Raw genomic sequence first — 19,653 nt, 5'->3', positions numbered from 1 at the left:
GCGACGTGTTCGATTCTGTCTACGACTACCTATTAAGTCTAGAAGAGTGCGGCGCGAGGCGTTCGCTCACTGAGTATTTTTCAGGTAATCCTTGAGCGCGATGAGCGGGGTGTCAAAACACTTACTTGGCGGGAGGGATCATCACCCACAACACCACTGTGGTCAGTGTCGCCAACGCACTGCACGCTCCGGCGATCAAATGACGGACGACGGGGTATTCAGACTGCTTGAGCCTGGCGATAACCAGAAGCCAAGTTCCGACAAAGGCCCCTAAAACCGCCATTGGTCATCTTTGATGAGATAGGCGATGGAGGCACGATATCAAACTGATAGCTCTGCTGAAGGGCATTGTTGTCCGGCGTTGGGTTTGGGCTCCACTCACTGAATATCTTTCAAGTAGTCCTTGAGTGCGATCAGCGGTGCATCAAGTTGCTCCAAGGTCTGAGCACCGCGCAAATCAGCCAACAATCTATGTAGTTCACGCCCTAGCGGCGTATTTACGCCGCCTATAGCGTCCAGCGCTAAACCCACACAATGCGCCACTCTAAACTGAATCCCCTCAACATCCCCCCGACGCACCAACAACCCAAACACCTCCCGCTCATAATCACTCATGATCGGATCATCCCGCAGAATCGGACTTTCACCTTCCGTCTCATAAGCCAGCTTGAAGGCGAAAAGGGCAACGGTTTCCAGTGGCAATTCCATTGTGTGAATCCTTGATTCGTTAGCCGAGCGGTTTCGGATTGTGGCGTTGAAAAGCGAGATCAAAAGATCGCAGCCTTCGGCAGCCCCTACGGGGGCGGCGGGGCGAGGTCACTTTTCTACAGACGAAAAAAAAGGCCTTGCAAAGCAAGACCTTTCTTAATTTTGGTGCCCCGAGGGGGACTCGAAAAATAGGTTAAGCATTTGATTAATATATATAAAAGCACATGTACACTTTTTAATATACGGAAAAGTGTAAATTTGAGTGATTTACATCAATGGAGTTTGGTGGATGGAAGATTCCAGATTTCGCCTTTCTGATTTCCGACGAGATGCATGTTGTGTGAGTCATTGTTGTTAACAAAGCAATCGGGTTCGACGGAGCCTGGCCTGTCGCTACAAGAAGCTTTCGACCTGCTGCGGACATCCATGCATAGGGACCTGCACATGCCCTGCTCTACATGCATTAATTCTTTCACCTATGAATCTATTAGCCAGAGTTTTTCAAGCGCTCAAGTAGTGACTAGGAATACCATGACTGGATATCAGCAAATGCCTAACGGCACGGGTCGCCGCCACATGGAGTAGAGCTCGTTCGTTAAGATCCAGTAAGCGATGCTCGACAGGATCATCAGTCGCCTGAACGGCCATAGCGAGCGGTACAACACCCTCGTTGATGCCCACCATAAATACGCACTTAAACTCCAGGCCTTTGATGCGATGCATGGTGGCAAGTCGCACCCCACCTTGGCTTCGATCATCGGCCTGCTGACGAGAAAGCCAGCGAGTTTCAATACCCTGCTCGCCTAGTACCTTCTCATAGGCCTTAAGCAGGTTGTTCGTACGAGCTACGACACAGATATCCTGCAGGCAAAACCCTTCCTCTAGAAGGATGCGGATTTCAGCTGCTAGCCACTCGCTTTCGGCTTGTAGCGAAGGTGCATGGTAGATCTGCGGCTTCTCACCATGCACCAAAGATCGGTAATCCGTTACCCCATCCAGACCACCGTCGAGGTCATCCACTTCTGTCCCTTCAAGTAGAGCAGTGGCAAATCGGCGGATTTCTTCTGTCGTTCGGTAGTTGATGCGAAGCTTCTTACCACGTCCACGGATGTTGATTCCACAGCGCCCCAGACTGGCTCGACGCTTATAAATCCGCTGATGTCCATCCCCAACAATAAAAAGGTCGTTCTCCTGCTCTTTGGCAAGACGGCGGATGAGGCTCATAGCTTCAGGTCCAAAGTCCTGGCCCTCATCCACGACTACACACCGATACTGACGAGCCTCTGCTCCGCGCTCGATCAGATCAATCGCATCGTGAATAGCGTCTTCGACTGTAGCCAATTTGCGCTGAGCAAGCTGAACACGCACTACTTCAAATACGGGCCAGATCTCCGCTCGCTGCTTGCGATTGAGCGCTACTCCGCGGCCAACCCTACTAGCCAATAAATAGGCCTGCCGCTCCATCAACCGCTGAGGTAAGACAACTCGCTCCCATTCTTCCCGGTAAAAGCTGATGGGTAGACCTAACGACGCCGGTACCAGCTGAGTTGCTGCATCCCAGCACCGATCATAGTTACCGTCCTTTCCCCCCGGATAAACGATGCTTGAAGGATAGCCATGGCGCTTCACAAACTGACTCACCCAAGAATCCAGATTCCGGACTTCAATTCGCTCTAACACATCTGGTGAACAGATTTTTTTCAGGTTTTCCTTGATATCCATGGCTAGATTACTGGTGAATGTGGTGAATAGCAGGCGCTCATCTTTTTCCAAGACCTTCTGCGCCAACCATCGGGCACGGTGCATGGCAACTACAGTCTTACCAGTACCAGCGCCGCCCAGCACCCGTACGGGTCCATTCCACTTACGCTCTACCAGGTTGCGTTGGGAGGGATGCAAAAATACCCGCCAACGCTCAAGCGGCGCTTCCAGCATCTGAATCAGTTCCAGTTCGTCTTCCAGGACGTAAAACCGGCGCTGCGAAGCCGGCCGTTCAAGGGCCGCGACGAAGTCTTCGGTATCGACAGCAGGAGTATCCTTAGCCACAGCATAGTCGTCGAGCACCTGCTGTATGTCCATGCCTGCTGCCAGCATGTAGAGCGCTTCAAATGCCTCAATCGGCAAGCGTTTATCGAGAGCTTCCAAAGCCTCTTCACTACGAAGCTGCTTGACCAGACCCAGGCTTTCCTTGGGTACGCCAAGGCTCAGCAGTACTTCATCATCCAACTGGAACAGCGGCGCTACCGGAGGCACATCAGCCAGCTTTGATATTGGTTCTGGTGTCGCAGCCAGAGGAGCATATTCAGTACGGACTTCAAACAGCTGCAAAACCCCGGTCTGCGGATGAATGTTGCAGCGATACCGTCGTGCCCAGTCATAGGCATCATCGTGCTTGTCTACCCACAGCAGCACATACACCTTGCCTCTGTCCGGCTTGAGCACAATTCCGCGGAAATCCTGATCGATACGTACCGAGCGGAAATTACCATCCCGAGCATCATTGATTCTTTCGTAATTGATACCTGTGGAAGTCGGGTTTTGCCGGAACTTGGAAACGAACTCCATCACCTTCTTCTGTTTGCTGCGAGGAATTGCGGCAAAGGACTCAAGAAACCCATCCCCCAACGCAACCTTGACCTGGCTGATTGTCATAACTTGTCCTTATGCCTTTCCCTGCGCGGCACACAATGCATCATATGCCCACCCTTTTTTTTCTAGCGACCACAAATATCGCCAACGCGATAAATCCTCCAACCAGGAACCAATATTTCCTTGATGGAAATACCGATCCTCTTTTCTGGCCAGGCCACTTCGAGTTCTGCAATCACTTCTCCACGTTCGTTCTGGACTTCATGTCCAACAATAGGTGGTCGAAAGCCTTGCTTGCGCATGAGTTCAAGGTCGCCGTGCACTGCCGGATCACTTAGGTCAGTCACCTCGCCCCAATCATCAACTCCAAGCTTCTCGGCTTGTCGACGAAGGCTCGTAATGATCTGCATCTCGCCGTGGCTGACAAAAATTCCGGAATGCAGTGGCTTACGGCGATGGCAGTCTTTACAGAGAACCTGCAAATTTTCAGGGGAATTGTCTGACTTTACGCCATTCACATGGTGTACATGGCACAAGCCGGGGTAGCTTGCTAAGCCGATCCCGCACTCAGAACAGGTGTAGTTCGCTGCCTTGCGCACGAGTTTGGATGTTTCCTTCCAGTCGCTTGAGTAGCCAAAGCTCATATCTTCGGCCCAGGCTTTCGGCATGTATAAAAAGCATGAACTGTAGCGACTGAAGAAGTCTTTCAGTGAGAACTCACCGAATGCCTTCTGACGAGGCTGGTAATCTGCAGATCCAAGATAATTCAGCTTCTGCAGACAATATTTGCAGACTTTTAACTCTACTTCGACCTTGCTCAGCCCCCCCCAGACCGTAGAGTCCTCAATCTGAAACCGCCCAGTCAGCTTGTTGGTAGCCACATAACGCTGGAAGCGATTCTTCTGCTTCATATCTTCTAGAGTATGGCAGTGCGCGATATGGAAACGGTTTCCGTGTTCGGGGTTAGCTTGGGTGGCAAGTAGCTTTCCCGTATGGTCCTTGATGTACAGCAGCACCTGTCTACCGTGGTAGGACAGCAGATTGAACTCAGTCTCGATGGTCTCGATATCAATCTCAATCCCTTCTCCGAGTTGATCATCGATCGGCTTAAAGTCGGTCGAGTGATTCACCAGAGAAAAATCCACAGGGGTTGGATTGAGCACTCGTGCTAGACGTTTCAGCTCAGAAAAGTTGATCAAGATCCGCATTGCTACTCCTGGATGATCTTCCTGATCTGCAATTCGGCATTGGTCACCACACGGAAGCTCACCCGACGGGAGCGCTCTCCATCCTCCAGACCTTCAGCATTGAGAACAGGGTGCGCAGAAGAAAAACCAACGGCGGCGAAAACAGACTTGATCCAGTCACGCTGCTCAGTGACTGCGGACATACTGTAGAGATACTGCAGCACTGCTCGTGTGCGGCCCTGGGATAACTCCATATTATTAAAATAAGCAGCTTCAGGGGACACCGCACCACTCCAGACGCGACTGGTGTGCCCCTCAATTCTGACTTCGGTAATGTTCTTGTTGAAGCCATTCAGCACCTCCAAATAGCGCGGAAAGAATTCATCAAGGATTGTCTTGAAGTTAGTCTTCAAGGTGATCTGCCCAGTATCAAACAGCACGTCAGGCGACTTGAAGCGAAATTCAAGGGTGGTCTTGTCGATTTCCGCATCCCACTTTGGTAATTCCTCAGCAAACTCTGTATTCAACGCCTCGTAGAGCGCCACCTGGCTGTTCTGATAGGCCACTGCGACTTCTTTGATCTTGTCGCGCTCAATCTGCACGTAGCGCATATACGCCACCGAGATCAACAAGAACACCATCATCAGCCCCGCCATCAGGTCTGACATGGATATCCAGTGTTCGCTGTCCTGTTTACGCGCCTTCTGGTGAGTGCCGAAGATTTCGTTCATGGTTAGTGGCCTTGAGTGCCATTCATGCGGATTACATCATCCATCCGCCCAACCATTTGTTCGTAATCCTTCACAAAACGACTGGTGATTTGCACAAGTGAGCTGCCCATATCGGTCATGGCCTTCTCGATTTCACGAGCTGTTGCCATTTCCAATTGTTCAAGCTGCTTATTGATTGTAGTGCCCGTTTTACCCACGGCATCCCGCATGTGCGCATCAAGGCCTGACATGCTCTGCTCAATTTGTTGACGAGCAGCCTGGAGCATGCTTTCCGAGCTCAGCTTGATCTCGTCTTGAATGCGCGAAGCTGTCTGCGCAACCAACAGCACAACAGAACTGTTGGATTTCTCGAACTCACTAGCGGTCCTGCGGAACTGTTCGTGAACCTGCTGCGAGTGTTCTTCCATGCTCTTTGCAGTTTGGCTGATGTCCTTCTGCATACCCTGCACAGAGCCCTGCATGTGGCCAAGCATGTCGCGGGAGGTATTGGAGACTTCCATCGCCGTGTCTTTGAGGGTTTCGGACAGCTGCTCAGAAGTGTTTTTAACCGTATGAGAAAGCTCAGCGAAAGCACTTTGAGTAGTGCTTACTGAATTACGGAAGTCCTCTGCACCGACTTCCAGGGCCACCCGCATTTCATTGGACCCGTTTAGCAATTTCTGCCCTACATCCTCAAGCTTCTCCTGCACAGAAAGCGACGAAGCTTCAAGCTGGCCGGAGACCCCCGTAACCGCATGGCTTAGCTGATCAACCCCAGCCTCCATCGCCACCTTCATCTGGCCGGCGCCCCGTAGCAGCTGATCGCCGATTTCCTCGACTTTCGCCTGGATGGTGGGCACAGCATTCACCGCGGCATCGCGCATCTGGATAAAGACATCCAAGTGCCGTTGAAGCTCTTGAATCTGATGCTGGTTGATCAGCAGTACATCGCGCAGCTCAGCCATCGCCAGCGGGATTTCCTTGCACTCCTCCCAAATACCCGCAACAGCCTGTCGTGTAGATACCAGCGAGTCGACACTCTGCTGGTACTGCTCGGACATCTGCTCAACCTGACTTTTGTATTCGATCTGCCAATCCACCAGCTTTTTGACCGAAGCATCCAGCGCCTTAAAGTTTTCGCCGAACTGCTCCATCAGATTGTTATTGAAGTCCTGGATCACCTGCTGGAGCGCCTCGATGATCAGGCTGGTGGCAGATCTCGACATCATCTCGGCAAAATTCGCCATTTCCTGCCATAGCTTGCGGCTGAACTCGGCATTGAAGGCTTTAGCATCACGGGAAAAATCACCAACATCTGCCCGCAGAAACCTTACCTGCCCAACCAAAGAGCCTTCTTCGCTACCGGAAAGCCCCTGAGAAAGCTGCTGTAAAAGTGCTGTTTGTTGCTCCAACGCCGCATGGATATCGCTCGGAGTTACATCATGTTTAACTCCATTCGTCTGGCGCCTGGGTGCAAACTTCCAAGCGTCCATCGCGTTAAAAATCATAGCCGCCAACATCCCCACGATACTGGTGATAAAGGCCGTTTTAAGCCCATCAAGCAGCTTAGGGATGCTCTGGTCGATGTTTTGCGTATCGAAATGTAGAAGTCCGATAACCACGCCGATAAAGGTGCCGAGTATGCCCAATGACGTCATCAACGTCGGGGCATACTCAAGAAACTGCGAGTGACGCCCCTTGGCCCCCTGTAAGAGGGAAATGACCAATACCCCGATGGTGACCCAAAGAAACATCTCCGTCACAGAACTACTGGATAACGTGGTCAACCACCGCTCAAACTCTTGCGTAACCATGGAATGCCCTAGCGTGGAATCATCGACTCGTTTTTCGTTGCGACCGGCCCATATTGCAGCACAAGCTACAACCCATTCTCTTAGCCCTTGGATGCCTTTTTCAGCTCAGTAAAACTCCTAAGCGCCTCAATCGAGGTGGAGTCAGAGAAGCGTAGCTGTAAAGTCTTAGTAAGCGAGCGGGCATTACAGAGTAACCGTCCGGGCAACACCCCTTCCTGACACCGTCGCTTAAGGCGATGGTTGTCCACCTAAATTGATCTGACCCCAAAAAGCTGAACGTTTACATGTCTATGCCAGAGTCGCTCTGAGCCACGGCATCAATGCCAATGTCGTGCGCAAATGGTTCCAGCCTCCGATCGACACCAGCGTACAAATGCCTGCCACCGATCACTGTGTGCTTTGACCGTGCCGTAGTGTCCGCCGCCGAACAGATCTTTCAATGCTTGCGGTCCGGCATAATTCAGTTGCCGGCCATAGCCAAAATTTCGCCCGTCTCGTCTACCGACCAATGCCATGATCAAACTCCTCTCGAAGCCAACTCTTAAAACCTTCCCCACGTCATCCCGCCAAGAATGTTGAGTGTTATCAGGGATCAAGGCCCCTGCGACCTGTGAGGGTTGTCCACTAACGCGGGACTGGCGGCTCCTTACGACCGGGAGCTTGGGCATCTCATGATCTGGCCTCCTGGGCACCGTTACCGGTGGGCGGGTGGAGGCTGTGCTGGCTGACGAAACCAACGCCGCGAGATCCTGAGTCGGGTGAAGGCAGTGAAGCGATGACCGGGGCATGCCTGACTGTCAGTCAGGTGCAGTCCATTCCGTGGGCTGCGGCACCATCATCTGCATCGCTGCTGCTGGTGACTTCGGTGTTTGTCACGCCGATTGTCACGAGGGGGAATGCCGCAAAGCCTTGTACGAGGTGGACTGCAGCAGCGGTAGGAGCGCCCGTCTCTTTCCGGGAGAAAGAGACGGGCGCAGGTTGGCGCAAGGAAATGGCCAAGCGGATAGGTTGCTGCAGGGCAGCTATGAAAGGGGGAAGTTGCCGCAGTGGGCACACTGGTAAAAGTAGGCATCCATCACATCGTTGTGACCGTGCGAGCCGCCGGACGCTTATCGCACTTGGGGAGAACCACCACCGTGTGGCGTAGCCTTAAAGGTTCTGGCTACCTGGGTTGCTGTCGACGACAGCGCTTTGCCCGATCTTTTCTACGCTCGCTGATAGACAGGGTCAAGGCTCGATTTTTTGAGAATTCTGCTGCTGCGAATGGCATAAGCTGTCTATGGAAATCCTTGGTTTCTAGAAGACGGTTACGCTGATTTTTAGATCTTTCAAGTGAGGCCCTTCCAAGCAGGGCGGCTTTGCAGCCCTGCTTGGAAGGGCCCGCGTGGAAGGCAAAGCTGTGGAGATTTCACTGACGTGTTAGCGCTGGAATGCGCCACGCTCATCTTCCAAGGCGCTGATGCCGTCACCGACCGCGTTGACCCCGAGAAGCTCCGAAGACTTACGCGACAGAAACTGATTAACCCGCGTATCAAACTGATCCCGCAGGCTCGCCGTAATTCCAACCCTGAGCGCATCGAGATAATCGGCATACCACTGCATCATGATCCGCCGTTGCGTAAGGTACAGCGCCTGGTTGTACTCCCCAGCAATGCCACCCTCGACATGAGCCAGTTGACTTTCAACATGATCCTTCAGCCATCCATGTTCGCGCAGCAGCGTGCTCGCGGTGTGGCGAACGCCATGGCTCACCATCCGCCCTTTATAGCCAATCTTGGCAAACACCAGATTGATTGTGTTCTCGCTGATGACGGGCCGTTTCTCTCCACTACCCGGAAACAGGTAGCGGCTGCGTCCAGTGCATTGGTGCAGCTTGATCAGCATCGCGATCAGTTGATGGGGCAGGGGACTGACATAGTCCCGGCGCATCTTCATGCGTTCAGCCGGTATGGTCCACGTCCCTTCTTCAAAATCGATTTCATCCCACGTCGCATACCGAACCATGCCGGGTCGGCTCGCCGTCAGTATTGCCATCCACGAAGCAATCCTCGACGGCAACCGGCTGGTGGTCTTGCTCAGTGCCTGAAGAAATTCCGGCAGCTCGCTTTCACGCAAATGCGGATAGTGCTCAGGGGACGGCGGCGCCAACGCGATGGCATGAAGTTCTGAAGCCGGATTGTGTTCGCACAACCCCCGCGCAATCCCCTGACTGAAAATCTGCTTGAGCCAAGTCCGAGCCTTGTCTGCCACATTGAACGCCCCGCGCTTTTCGATGCTGGCCTGCAACTTCGCGCAGTCGGCGCGAGTAATGTGCTCCAACTGCATCTCGCCGAGTGCCGGTAGCAGATCCTTGTCGAGGTAGTCGCGAATCTTCTTTAGCGTCGCATGGCTGCGGCCGGAGTCGGCCTTGAACTGATACCAGTACTCCGTAGCTCGCCTGAAGGTGTTGAGGCCAGCCTCCCGTTGCTGCTGCTTGTCATCCCGGCGTTTGGCTCCAGGATTGGTTCCTTCCTTGAGCAGCTTGCGGCATTCGGCAGCCCGTTCGCGAGCTTCCTGCAAGGAGGTGCTCGGGTAGACGCCCAATGACATGCGCGCCGGGCGACCATGATACGAATAGCGGAAATGCCAGTACTTGTGGCCGTTCGGCTGGACTAGAAGGGCAAGACCCGAACTATCACTCAGCGTGTATTGCTTGTCGGCAGGCTTGGACGCTTTGACTTGCAAGGCAGTGAGGGGCATGGCTGTACACCTCCGGTTCTCGAACTGGAATCTGTACAGAAAATGTACCAAAAAGAGGCTGGCTTGCAAGGGACGGGGATGGAACCCCAGAGACCAAAAAGCCCGCAGTTAGCGGGCTCTAGGGATGTTGCGTAGACGCTGGTAGTCGTCTATGTACTGCAAATGGTGCCCCGAGGGAGACTCGAACTCCCACTTCTTGCGAAAACGGATTTTGAATCCGCCGCGTCTACCAATTCCGCCATCAGGGCTCAATGGCGGCGAAGTATAGAGATGAGATTACCGTCGGTCAATCAGGTACATAGAGAATTTTCACTATTTCGGCTAGACTTCCGGCCCCTGCTAGACGAACCCCATCATGCGCGTTGCTGACTTTACTTTCGAACTCCCTGATTCGCTGATCGCTCGCCACCCTTTGGCCGAGCGTCGCAACAGTCGCCTGTTGACCCTTGATGGGGTCAGCGGCGCCCTGGCACACCGTCAATTCACTGATTTGCTTGAGCATTTGCGTCCGGGCGATTTGATGGTGTTCAACAATACCCGGGTGATTCCGGCGCGGCTGTTTGGCCAGAAGGCTTCCGGCGGCAAGCTGGAAATTCTGGTGGAGCGGGTGCTCGACAGTCATCGCGTGCTGGCGCATGTGCGTTCCAGCAAGTCGCCGAAACCGGGTTCGAAGATCCTGATCGACGGCGGTGGCGAAGCCGAGATGCTGGCGCGTCACGATGCGTTGTTCGAACTGGGGTTTGCCGAAGAGGTATTGCCGCTGCTCGACCGCGTCGGGCACATGCCGTTGCCTCCTTATATAGATCGCCCTGATGAAGGCTCGGACCGCGAGCGTTACCAGACGGTGTACGCCGAGCGCCTGGGCGCGGTGGCGGCGCCGACGGCGGGGCTGCATTTCGATCAGCCGCTGATGGAGGCGATTGCCGCCAAGGGCATCGAAACTGCGTTCGTGACCTTGCACGTCGGCGCGGGCACGTTCCAGCCGGTGCGGGTCGAGAAGATCGAAGATCACCACATGCACAGTGAGTGGCTGGAAGTCGGTCAGGACGTGGTCGATGCAGTCGAAGCGTGCCGCGCTCGCGGTGGTCGCGTGGTGGCCGTGGGGACTACCAGCGTGCGTTCTCTGGAAAGTGCCGCGCGCGATGGCGTGCTCAAGCCGTTCAGTGGCGATACCGACATCTTTATCTACCCAGGCCGGCCGTTTCATGTGGTCGATGCCCTGGTCACCAATTTCCATTTGCCCGAATCCACGTTGTTGATGCTGGTTTCGGCGTTCGCCGGTTATCCCGAGACCATGGCCGCCTATAAAGCCGCCGTCGACAACGAATACCGCTTTTTCAGCTACGGTGATGCGATGTTTATCACCCGTAATCCCGCACCACGTGGCCCAGAGGAAACAGAATGAGTCGCACCAGTCGCATGTCTTTTGAGCTCCTTGCCACAGACGGCAAGGCTCGTCGCGGTCGTTTGACCTTTCCGCGCGGTACCGTCGAGACCCCGGCCTTCATGCCGGTGGGCACATACGGCACGGTCAAGGGCATGTTGCCGCGGGATATCGTCGCCACGGGCGCGGAAATCATTCTGGGTAACACCTTCCACTTGTGGCTGCGTCCTGGCACCGAAGTGATCAAGAAGCACGGCGACCTGCACGATTTCATGCAGTGGAAAGGCCCGATTCTGACCGACTCCGGCGGTTTTCAGGTGTTCAGCCTGGGCGCGATGCGCAAGATCAAGGAGGAGGGCGTGACCTTCGCTTCTCCGGTCGACGGCGCCAAAGTGTTCATGGGGCCGGAAGAGTCGATGCAGGTCCAGCGCGATCTGGGCTCGGACATCGTGATGATTTTCGACGAATGCACCCCGTACCCGGCCGATGAAGACGTCGCTCGGGTATCGATGGAGCTGTCGTTGCGTTGGGCCAAGCGTTCGAAAGAAGCCCATGGCGACAACACGGCGGCGCTGTTCGGCATCGTGCAGGGTGGCATGCATCAGGATCTGCGCATGCGCTCCCTGGAAGGCCTCGACAAGATCGGCTTCGATGGCCTGGCCATCGGCGGTCTGTCGGTGGGCGAGCCCAAGCACGAGATGATCAAGGTGCTGGATTACTTGCCGGGCCAGATGCCGGCTGACAAACCTCGTTACCTTATGGGCGTTGGCAAACCGGAAGATCTGGTTGAGGGTGTGCGCCGCGGTGTGGACATGTTCGATTGCGTGATGCCAACCCGTAATGCCCGCAATGGGCATCTGTTCATTGATACAGGCGTGCTGAAGATCCGTAACGCGTTCCATCGCCATGATGATTCGCCGCTGGATCCAACCTGCGATTGCTATACCTGCCAGAACTTCTCCCGCGCTTATCTGCATCACCTGGACAAATGCGGTGAAATGTTGGGTAGCATGTTGAATACCATCCACAATTTGCGCCATTACCAGGTGCTTATGGCTGGTTTGCGCGAGGCTATTCAACAGGGTACATTGGCCGCCTTTGTCGATGCCTTCTACGCCAAACGCGGGTTACCTGTTCCGCCTTTGGACTGAGTTTTCTGACCCCAAGATTCAACATTTGCAACTGGAGTGCTAAATGAGCTTTTTTATCTCTAACGCCATGGCTGACGCCGCTGCACCTGCTGCTGGCCCAATGGGCGGCGGCTTTGAGTGGATTTTCCTGGTCGGTTTCCTGGTCATCTTCTACCTGATGATCTGGCGTCCACAGGCCAAGCGCGCCAAAGAGCAGAAAAACCTGCTGGGCAGCCTGCAAAAAGGTGACGAAGTGGTGACCACCGGTGGTATCGCCGGCAAGATCACCAAAGTGTCCGATGACTTCGTTGTTCTGGAAGTCTCCGACACCGTCGAAATGAAATTCCAGAAAGGCGCCATCGCCGCCACGCTGCCAAAAGGCACGCTCAAAGCGATCTAAGTTTCAACTTCTACTCAATCGACGGGGCGCGCAAGGCGCCCCGCGTCATAAGCGGGCGGCGTGATGCTGAACAAATACCCTCTGTGGAAATACATTCTGATCCTGGCGGTGCTGGCGATCGGTCTGATTTATTCCGCTCCCAATCTTTATCCTGATGACCCGGCCATTCAGGTCAGCGGTGCCAGCACGGCGTTGCAGGTCACTCAGGCAGATCTGGATCGTGTGAGCACCGCGCTCAAGGAATCCGGGATCAACGTCAAGGCGGCCACCCTGGCTGCGGGCGGCAAGGGCGGTCTGATCCGTCTGACCAAGGCTGAAGATCAGCTGCCAGCCAAAGACGTCGTGCGCAAGGCATTGGGTGATGACTACGTCGTTGCACTGAACCTGGCACAAACCACCCCGCAATGGCTGCGCAACCTTGGCGCGCACCCGATGAAGCTGGGTCTGGACTTGTCCGGTGGTGTGCACTTCCTGCTCGAAGTGGACATGGACAAAGCCCTCGACGCACGCCTGAAAGTCTACGAAGGCGACGTCAAGAGTCTGTTGCGCAAAGAGCGTCTGCGCTATCGCAGCCTGCCGCAAGTGGGCGGTGCCATTCAGCTGGGCTTCACTGATGAAGCCGCTCGCGAACAGGCCCGTGCACTGATTCGCAAGAACTTCAACGATTTCGACATTGTTCCGGCCGACCTCAATGGCCAACCGGTGCTGCGTCTGGCGATGACCCCGGCCAAGCTGGCGGAAATCCGCGAATACTCCATCAAGCAGAACTTGACCACGGTACGTAACCGCGTCAACGAGCTGGGTGTTGCCGAACCTATCGTTCAGCGCCAAGGCGCCAACCGCATCGTGGTTGAGCTGCCGGGCGTGCAAGACACCGCAGAAGCCAAGCGTATCCTCGGCAAGACAGCCAACCTTGAGTTCCGTCTGGCGGCTGAGCCTGGCGCTTCGAAAGCCACTTCCGAGTCGTTCGAGTTCCGTGAAGGCAATCGTCCTGCGGCGCTGATCGAGCGTGGCCTGATCATCACCGGTGATCAGGTGACTGACGCCAAGGCTGGCTTCGGCGAGCAAGGCACACCAGAAGTGAACATCCGTCTGGATGGCCACGGTGGCGAGCTGATGAGTCGTGCCACTCGCAACAACGTCGGTCGCAGCATGGCGGTGATCTTCATCGAACAACGTCCTGTTACCACTTACACCAAGCAAGTGGTCAATGGCGTCGAGAAAGACGTACCGGTTCAGACGTTTAAAGAAGAGAAGAAGATCATCAGCCTGGCGACTATCCAGTCGCCACTGGGTGCCCAGTTCCGCATCACTGGCCTGAACGGCCAGGGCGAATCGTCCGAGTTGGCGCTGCTGCTGCGTGCCGGTGGTCTGGCGGCACCGATGTACTTCGCTGAAGAACGTACCATCGGCCCAAGCCTGGGTGCCGACAACATCACCAAAGGTATCGATGCATCGCTGTGGGGCATGCTGTTCGTCTCGCTGTTCATCATGGCCATCTACCGCTTCTTCGGCCTCATCGCCACCGTCGCGCTGACGGTGAACATGGTAATGCTGCTGGCCCTGATGTCGCTGCTGGGTGCAACGCTGACCCTGCCGGGTATCGCTGGTATCGTATTGACCATGGGTATGGCGGTCGACGCCAACGTACTGATCTTCTCGCGGATACGTGAAGAGATCGCGGCTGGCATGACTGTGCAGCGGGCAATCAACGAAGGCTTCGGCCGGGCATTCACCGCGATTCTCGACGCCAACCTGACAACCTTGTTGGTCGGTGGGATTCTCTTTGCCATGGGCACCGGCCCGGTCAAAGGCTTCGCAGTGACCATGTCCCTCGGGATCTTTACCTCGATGTTCACGGCCATCATGGTGACCCGCGCGATGGTCAACCTGATCTTCGGCGGTCGTGACTTCAAGAAGTTGTGGATTTAAGGGGCTGCCATGTTACGTACAATCAACTTCATGGGCGTTCGCAACATTGCGTTCGGCGTCACATTGTTCCTTACGGTTCTGGCTCTGTTCAGTGTCGCCACCAAGGGCATGAACTGGGGGCTGGACTTCACCGGCGGTACGCTCATCGAGCTGACCTACGAGCGTCCGGCCGACGTCACCAAAGTGCGTGAGCAGTTGGTTACATCGGGTTATAACGAGGCGATCGTACAGAGCTTCGGTGCGACTACCGATTTGCTGGTGCGTATGCCAGGTGAAGACCCGCAGCTGGGTCACCAGGTGGCCGAGGCCTTGCAGAAGGTCGGTGGCGACAACCCTGCGGTGGTCAAGCGCGTCGAATTCGTCGGCCCTCAGGTCGGTGAAGAGCTGCGCGACCAGGGCGGCCTCGGCATGCTGATGGCGCTGGGCGGCATTTTGATCTACCTGGCTTTCCGCTTTCAGTGGAAGTTTGCGGTGGGTGCGATCGTATCCCTGATCCACGACGTGATCGTGACCATCGGTATCCTGTCGTTCTTCCAGATCACCTTCGACCTGACGGTACTGGCGGCGGTGCTGGCGATCATCGGTTACTCGCTCAACGATACCATCGTGGTATTCGACCGGGTTCGTGAGAACTTCCGGGTACTGCGCAAGGCCAGCCTGATCGAGAACATCAACATCTCGACCACGCAAACCCTGCTGCGGACCATGGCCACTTCGATCTCCACTTTGCTGGCGATCGCGGCCCTGTTGTTCTTCGGTGGCGACAACCTGTTCGGCTTCTCCATTGCCCTGTTCATCGGTGTTCTGGCGGGTACTTACTCGTCGATCTACATCGCGAACGTGGTGCTGATCTGGCTGAACCTGAGCAGCGAGGACCTGATTCCTGCTGCGGCGGTCGAGACGGAAGTCGACGACCGACCATAACGGTAATCGTTTTTCCCGCTACGGCCGAGAAGGCGCGAGTATTGAACTCGCGCCTTTTTTTATGCTCCAAGGCTGGGAGAAGCGCGGGTTTGTCCCGCCTGTGATGGCCAGGAGGTTCATGTGAACAAGTCGTTGCTGGTTGGTGCGGTATTGGGTGCCGTCGGTGTCACTGCCGGGGGTGCTATTGCCACCTACAAGCTGGTTAAAAGCGGCCCTGAGTATGCGCAAGTGCTGGCCGTTGAACCGGTCAAGACACAAATTAAGACTCCACGTGAAGTGTGCAAGGACGTTACGGTTACCCGGCAAGCGCCGGTAAAAGATCAACACCAGATCGCCGGTACGGTGGTCGGCGCGCTGGCAGGTGGCCTGTTGGGCAACCAGGTCGGCGGCGGTACAGGCAAGAAAATCGCCACAGTGGCCGGTGCGGTCGGCGGCGGTTATGCGGGCAACAAGGTGCAGGAAGGCATGCAGGAGCGTGATACCTACACCACCACTCAAACCCGCTGTAACACCGTGAATGACATCAGTGACAAGGTTGTAGGCTACGACGTTCGTTATTCGCTGGATGGCAAAGAAGGCAAAGTGCGGATGGATCGCGATCCGGGCAACCAGATTCCGGTCGACAAGGAAGGCAAGTTGATCCTGGGGCAAAACGAACCGGCTCAACAATAAGCTGAGCGCCTCAAGCAAAAAGAAGCATCCCGAGAGGGATGCTTTTTTTGTGCCTGAATTTTATGTTCACCGCCAACGTGCTATGAAAGACTCTTCATTTTTCGCGGCCTTACGCCTGCCTGTCTGAGACTCCATGCCTGCCATCGATCATCCCCTGATAGACCAGTTCCTCGACGCCCTGTGGCTGGAAAAAGGCCTTTCCGATAACACCCGCGATGCCTATCGCAGTGACCTGGCCTTGTTCAACGGCTGGTTGCAGGAGAAAGGCCTGGAGCTGATCAACGCCGGTCGTGAGTTGATTCTTGATCACTTGGCCTGGCGTCTGGAGCAAAACTACAAGCCCCGTTCTACGGCGCGGTTTCTTTCCGGTGTGCGTGGCTTCTATCGCTATTTGCTGCGGGAAAAGCTGATCGCTGTCGATCCGACCTTGCGCGTCGATATGCCGCAACTGGGTAGGCCGTTGCCTAAATCTTTGTCGGAAGCCGATGTGGAAGCACTTCTGGCCGCGCCAGACCTGAGCGAAGCTATCGGTCAGCGTGATCGCGCCATGCTTGAGGTGCTTTATGCCTGTGGTTTGCGGGTCACGGAGCTGATCAGCTTGACGCTGGAGCAGGTCAACCTGCGCCAAGGCGTGCTGCGGGTGATGGGCAAGGGCAGCAAGGAGCGGCTGGTGCCGATGGGCGAGGAGGCGATCGTCTGGGTCGAACGCTACATGCGCGATGCCCGTGGCGAGCTGCTGGGCGGGCGTCCCAGCGATGTGCTGTTTCCCAGCCTGCGCGGCGAGCAGATGACCCGCCAGACTTTCTGGCATCGCATCAAGCACCAGGCCAAGGTCGCCGGTATCGGCAAGTCGCTGTCGCCTCATACCCTGCGCCATGCCTTTGCCACGCACTTGCTCAACCACGGTGCCGATCTTCGAGTGGTGCAAATGCTGCTCGGCCACAGCGATCTCTCGACCACTCAGATCTATACTCACGTCGCCCGCGCACGTTTGCAGGACTTGCACGCCAAGCATCACCCGCGCGGCTGAATATTGTGCGATCGCTCTGTGTAGGAGCGGGCTTGCCCGCGAAGACGGCGGTACATGTCGCCTGGTATACCGCTTTTCGCGAGCAAGCTCGCTCCTACAGGGTTCCGTGTCTCATTGATGTCTCGCGTCACCCCGCATTCGGCCACGCCGGCCTTATGTGGTAGGCTTTGCCGGTTTGCACGATGGGCGTTTATGACCCGGTGTTTCGGCACGGGCGTTCTGATCGTCCCATTTGTCCGCCTTCAGGAGTTCTCATGCGTCTGACCCAGATTTTCGCCGCCGCAGCCATTGCGTTGGTCAGCACCTTTGCCGTCGCCGATGACGCGGCCGACAAAGCCATTCGTAAAAGCCTGGAAAACCTCCAGCTTGACGTGCCGGTCGAAACCATCACCGCCAGCCCGTTGCCAGGTCTGTACGAAGTCAAACTCAAGGGCAGCCGCGTGTTGTACGCCAGTGCCGACGGCCAATATGTCGTTCAGGGCTATCTGTTTCAGCTCAAGGACGGCAAACCGGTCAACCTGACGGAGAAAACCGAGCGCCTGGGCATTTCGAAACTGATTAACGGCATTCCAGTGGCTGAAACCGTGGTCTACCCGGCCATTGGCGAAACCAAGTCGCACATCACGGTCTTCACCGACACCACCTGCCCGTACTGCCACAAGCTGCACGCCGAAGTGCCGGCGCTGAATAAACTGGGTATCGAAGTGCGTTATGTTGCGTTCCCGCGCCAGGGCCTGGGCTCGGCGGGTGACGAGCAATTGCAAGCCGTGTGGTGCTCGAAAGACAAGAAAGCCGCCATGGACAAAATGGTCGATGGCAAGGAAATCAAGGCCGCCAAGTGCGAGAACCCGGTGTCCAAACAGTTCGCCCTCGGCCAGTCCATTGGTGTGAACGGTACACCGGCCATCGTTTTGGCCGATGGACAGGTCATTCCGGGCTACCAGCCTGCGCCACAAGTCGCCAAACTGGCATTGAGCGCGAAATAGTTTCGCATCGTCATGGTCAGCCTTTGACGATCATGGTTCGGCGGCAATATTGTCGGGCCATTAATAGAGAACCGCGAACATGCGGTTGTTTTCACGGCCGGCCTTGAGTCGGCCGTTTCATGGGGAGTTCACAGTGAAACCGGTCAAAGTAGGCATCTGTGGGTTAGGGACCGTCGGTGGCGGTACCTTCAACGTACTTCAGCGCAACGCCGAGGAAATTGCTCGTCGTGCCGGGCGTGGAATCGAAGTGGCACAAATTGCCATGCGCACGCCAAAGCCTCAGTTCCAGACGACCGGTATTGCGATTACCAACGATGTGTTCGAAGTGGCCACGAACCCTGAGATCGACATCGTTATAGAGCTGATGGGCGGCTACACCGTTGCCCGCGAGCTGGTACTCAAGGCCATCGAGAATGGCAAGCATGTGGTCACCGCGAACAAGGCACTGATCGCCGTTCACGGTAATGAAATTTTCGCCAAGGCTCGCGAGAAGGGCGTGATCGTTGCGTTCGAAGCGGCCGTGGCCGGTGGCATCCCGGTGATCAAGGCGATCCGTGAAGGTTTGTCTGCCAACCGCATCAACTGGGTGGCCGGGATCATCAATGGCACCGGCAACTTCATTCTCACCGAAATGCGTGAGAAGGGTCGCACCTTCGAAGACGTACTCGCCGAGGCACAAGCTCTGGGTTACGCCGAAGCGGATCCGACCTTCGATGTCGAAGGCATCGACGCAGCCCACAAGCTGACGATCCTGGCGTCCATCGCGTTCGGCATTCCGCTGCAATTCGATAAGGCTTACACCGAAGGCATCACCAAGCTGACCACCGCTGACGTGAACTACGCCGAAGCGCTGGGCTATCGCATCAAGCACCTGGGCGTGGCGCGCATCACCGCGGCCGGTATCGAGCTGCGTGTGCACCCGACGCTGATCCCGGCCGATCGCTTGATTGCCAACGTCAATGGCGTGATGAACGCGGTGATGGTCAATGGCGACGCTGCCGGTTCGACCCTGTTCTACGGCGCTGGTGCCGGCATGGAACCGACCGCTTCGTCGGTGATCGCGGATCTGGTGGACGTGGTGCGTGCCATGACCTCCGACCCGGAGAACCGCGTGCCGCACCTGGCCTTCCAGCCGGATTCGCTGTCGGCCCATCCGATCCTGCCGATCGAAGCCTGCGAAAGTGCTTATTACCTGCGTATACAGGCCAAGGACCATCCGGGCGTGTTGGCTCAGGTGGCGAGCATCCTGTCGGAGCGCGGCATCAACATCGAATCGATCATGCAGAAAGAAGTCGAGGAACACGACGGCCTGGTGCCGATGATCCTGCTGACCCACCGCGTGCTGGAGCAGCGCATCAACGACGCGATCACCGCCCTGGAGGCCTTGGAAGGCGTGGTGGGCCCGGTCGTAAGGATCCGCGTCGAGCACCTGAACTAAGCCGTTATCG

General features: G+C 55.9%; 15 protein-coding genes, 1 tRNA gene and 1 pseudogene. 9 read left to right on the top strand and 8 right to left on the bottom strand.

From position 1 onward, the window contains the following. Positions 1-378: 378 nt before the first annotated feature. From CKW20_RS18565 to CKW20_RS18525, 8 genes and pseudogenes are all read right to left on the bottom strand, one after another. Entirely contained in the window at positions 379-708 is a 330-nt protein-coding gene (locus tag CKW20_RS18565; RefSeq protein ID WP_095054226.1) for a hypothetical protein, read from the bottom strand. A 501-nt stretch (positions 709-1,209) separates the two neighbouring features. Next, the gene (locus tag CKW20_RS18560; RefSeq protein ID WP_095054225.1) at positions 1,210-3,360 is read right to left on the bottom strand and encodes a 3'-5' exonuclease; all 2,151 of its coding nucleotides are present in this window, start codon (positions 3,358-3,360) and stop codon (positions 1,210-1,212) included. 62 nt (positions 3,361-3,422) lie between these two features. Next, a complete protein-coding gene (locus CKW20_RS18555; RefSeq protein ID WP_095054224.1) occupies positions 3,423-4,505 on the bottom strand; it encodes an HNH endonuclease in 1,083 nt (360 codons plus the stop codon). A gap of 2 nt (positions 4,506-4,507) precedes the next feature. Continuing rightward, the gene (locus CKW20_RS18550; RefSeq protein WP_176466920.1) at positions 4,508-5,215 is read right to left on the bottom strand and encodes an OmpA family protein; all 708 of its coding nucleotides are present in this window, start codon (positions 5,213-5,215) and stop codon (positions 4,508-4,510) included. 2 nt (positions 5,216-5,217) lie between these two features. Next, the gene (locus CKW20_RS18545; protein ID WP_176466919.1) at positions 5,218-6,981 is read right to left on the bottom strand and encodes a MotA/TolQ/ExbB proton channel family protein; all 1,764 of its coding nucleotides are present in this window, start codon (positions 6,979-6,981) and stop codon (positions 5,218-5,220) included. A gap of 371 nt (positions 6,982-7,352) precedes the next feature. Then, positions 7,353-7,523, bottom strand: a pseudogene (locus CKW20_RS30190) (integrase); the annotation flags it as partial. A gap of 904 nt (positions 7,524-8,427) precedes the next feature. Further along, entirely contained in the window at positions 8,428-9,747 is a 1,320-nt protein-coding gene (locus CKW20_RS18530) for an integrase arm-type DNA-binding domain-containing protein (protein ID WP_095054222.1), read from the bottom strand. A gap of 163 nt (positions 9,748-9,910) precedes the next feature. Beyond that, a tRNA-Leu gene (locus tag CKW20_RS18525) sits at positions 9,911-9,995 on the bottom strand. Between the two features lie 107 nt (positions 9,996-10,102). On the opposite strand from CKW20_RS18525, the gene queA reads away from it, so the two are divergent. The 9 genes from queA (at position 10,103) to CKW20_RS18480 (ending at position 19,643) form a co-directional block, all read left to right on the top strand. Then, on the top strand, positions 10,103-11,152 hold the full coding sequence (gene queA, locus CKW20_RS18520; protein ID WP_095054221.1) for a tRNA preQ1(34) S-adenosylmethionine ribosyltransferase-isomerase QueA: 1,050 nt from the start codon (positions 10,103-10,105) through the stop codon (positions 11,150-11,152). A gap of 14 nt (positions 11,153-11,166) precedes the next feature. After that, positions 11,167-12,282, top strand: a complete 1,116-nt coding sequence (tgt, locus tag CKW20_RS18515) for a tRNA guanosine(34) transglycosylase Tgt (protein ID WP_176466924.1) — start codon at positions 11,167-11,169, stop codon at positions 12,280-12,282. A 43-nt stretch (positions 12,283-12,325) separates the two neighbouring features. Continuing rightward, on the top strand, positions 12,326-12,661 hold the full coding sequence (gene yajC / locus CKW20_RS18510; RefSeq protein ID WP_008014002.1) for a preprotein translocase subunit YajC: 336 nt from the start codon (positions 12,326-12,328) through the stop codon (positions 12,659-12,661). A 63-nt stretch (positions 12,662-12,724) separates the two neighbouring features. Further along, positions 12,725-14,593, top strand: a complete 1,869-nt coding sequence (gene secD / locus CKW20_RS18505) for a protein translocase subunit SecD (protein WP_095054219.1) — start codon at positions 12,725-12,727, stop codon at positions 14,591-14,593. A gap of 9 nt (positions 14,594-14,602) precedes the next feature. Further along, entirely contained in the window at positions 14,603-15,517 is a 915-nt protein-coding gene (gene secF / locus CKW20_RS18500) for a protein translocase subunit SecF (protein WP_095054218.1), read from the top strand. A gap of 120 nt (positions 15,518-15,637) precedes the next feature. Continuing rightward, positions 15,638-16,189: a glycine zipper 2TM domain-containing protein gene (locus tag CKW20_RS18495; protein WP_095054217.1), complete on the top strand. Its 552-nt coding sequence runs from the start codon at positions 15,638-15,640 to the stop codon at positions 16,187-16,189. Between the two features lie 133 nt (positions 16,190-16,322). Next, a complete protein-coding gene (gene xerD / locus CKW20_RS18490; RefSeq protein ID WP_019651849.1) occupies positions 16,323-17,219 on the top strand; it encodes a site-specific tyrosine recombinase XerD in 897 nt (298 codons plus the stop codon). A gap of 254 nt (positions 17,220-17,473) precedes the next feature. Further along, positions 17,474-18,205: a bifunctional protein-disulfide isomerase/oxidoreductase DsbC gene (gene dsbC / locus CKW20_RS18485; RefSeq protein ID WP_095054216.1), complete on the top strand. Its 732-nt coding sequence runs from the start codon at positions 17,474-17,476 to the stop codon at positions 18,203-18,205. Between the two features lie 133 nt (positions 18,206-18,338). Further along, on the top strand, positions 18,339-19,643 hold the full coding sequence (locus tag CKW20_RS18480; protein ID WP_095054238.1) for a homoserine dehydrogenase: 1,305 nt from the start codon (positions 18,339-18,341) through the stop codon (positions 19,641-19,643). The last annotated feature ends 10 nt before the right edge of the window (positions 19,644-19,653 follow it).

Origin of the sequence: Pseudomonas sp. Irchel s3b2, assembly GCF_900187445.1 — a bacterium.
Lineage (GTDB): Bacteria > Pseudomonadota > Gammaproteobacteria > Pseudomonadales > Pseudomonadaceae > Aquipseudomonas.
Note: the sequence above shows the minus strand (reverse complement) of the source record. Positions and strands in the feature narration are given on the sequence as shown.

What these genes read in the sequence shown, in the direction of transcription:
- CKW20_RS18550 (WP_176466920.1), bottom strand. Translation starts at nt 5,215, where the DNA reads ATGAACGAAATCTTCGGCACTCACCAGAAGGCGCGTAAACAGGACAGC.
- secD (WP_095054219.1), top strand. Translation starts at nt 12,725, where the DNA reads ATGCTGAACAAATACCCTCTGTGGAAATACATTCTGATCCTGGCGGTG.
- CKW20_RS18555 (WP_095054224.1), bottom strand. Translation starts at nt 4,505, where the DNA reads ATGCGGATCTTGATCAACTTTTCTGAGCTGAAACGTCTAGCACGAGTG.
- tgt (WP_176466924.1), top strand. Translation starts at nt 11,167, where the DNA reads ATGTCTTTTGAGCTCCTTGCCACAGACGGCAAGGCTCGTCGCGGTCGT.
- CKW20_RS18565 (WP_095054226.1), bottom strand. Translation starts at nt 708, where the DNA reads ATGGAATTGCCACTGGAAACCGTTGCCCTTTTCGCCTTCAAGCTGGCT.
- xerD (WP_019651849.1), top strand. Translation starts at nt 16,323, where the DNA reads ATGCCTGCCATCGATCATCCCCTGATAGACCAGTTCCTCGACGCCCTG.
- queA (WP_095054221.1), top strand. Translation starts at nt 10,103, where the DNA reads ATGCGCGTTGCTGACTTTACTTTCGAACTCCCTGATTCGCTGATCGCT.
- secF (WP_095054218.1), top strand. Translation starts at nt 14,603, where the DNA reads ATGTTACGTACAATCAACTTCATGGGCGTTCGCAACATTGCGTTCGGC.
- yajC (WP_008014002.1), top strand. Translation starts at nt 12,326, where the DNA reads ATGAGCTTTTTTATCTCTAACGCCATGGCTGACGCCGCTGCACCTGCT.
- CKW20_RS18560 (WP_095054225.1), bottom strand. Translation starts at nt 3,360, where the DNA reads ATGACAATCAGCCAGGTCAAGGTTGCGTTGGGGGATGGGTTTCTTGAG.
- dsbC (WP_095054216.1), top strand. Translation starts at nt 17,474, where the DNA reads ATGCGTCTGACCCAGATTTTCGCCGCCGCAGCCATTGCGTTGGTCAGC.
- CKW20_RS18530 (WP_095054222.1), bottom strand. Translation starts at nt 9,747, where the DNA reads ATGCCCCTCACTGCCTTGCAAGTCAAAGCGTCCAAGCCTGCCGACAAG.